Origin of the sequence: Mammaliicoccus sp. P-M59 (assembly GCF_022386135.1) — a bacterium.
Taxonomy (GTDB): domain Bacteria; phylum Bacillota; class Bacilli; order Staphylococcales; family Staphylococcaceae; genus Mammaliicoccus; species Mammaliicoccus sciuri_A.
The window spans coordinates 1-760 of record NZ_JAJNJJ010000029.1; the positions used below are offsets into that span (position 1 = coordinate 1).

The window sequence follows — 760 nt, forward strand, 5'->3', positions numbered from 1 at the left end:
ACAGCGAAGCAATTTATTGGAAACGAACCTTTCGCCGTACTGTTAGGTGATGACATTGTTGAATCGGATAATCCAGCTATTAAACAATTAATGGAACAATATGAAGCAACAGGTAAATCAGTTATTGGAGTGCAAACAGTACCTGAATCAGAAACACATCGTTACGGCATCATTGACCCGAATTCACAAGATGATCGTTTATACGAAGTGAATCGTTTTGTGGAGAAACCTGAACAAGGAACTGCGCCATCTAATCTAGCGATTATGGGTAGATACGTTTTATCTCCTGAAATCTTTGATTATCTTGAGAATCAAACTGAAGGTAGTGGCGGAGAAATTCAATTAACAGATGCGATTGAACGTTTAAATAAAGATGACAAAGTTTATGCGTATGATTTTGAAGGACAACGCTATGATGTCGGAGAAAAAATTGGATTTGTGAAGACGACGATAGAGTACGCATTGAAAGATGAAGAAATGCGTGATGAAATTAAACGCTATATTCAAACATTAGATATTTAAGTAAAGGAGCTAGAACTTTGAGAGCACAATGGGAAGAAAGAATATCTGAAAGCTTAGTTGAACAGTTTCATAATGTTCAAACAGAAGAAGAAGTAGCAGCTGGATTTACAGACGTCTTATCATTTGGAACGGCTGGTATTAGAAGTACCTTCGGTATAGGACCAGGTAGATTGAATAAATTCACGATTCAAAAGTTTGCGCTAGGCTTAGCTAAATATTTAACGCATATTTCAAATAC

At 36.4% G+C, this 760-nt stretch carries 1 protein-coding gene and 1 pseudogene; both read left to right on the forward strand.

The window, feature by feature from the left end; all coding sequences use genetic code 11:
• Nucleotides 1-522 (forward strand): UTP--glucose-1-phosphate uridylyltransferase (locus LQ617_RS15775; protein WP_239740790.1); only part of this gene is annotated, 522 nt, incomplete at its 5' end.
• Nucleotides 523-539: 17 nt separating this feature from the next.
• Nucleotides 540-760: pseudogene (locus LQ617_RS15780) on the forward strand (phospho-sugar mutase); the annotation flags it as partial.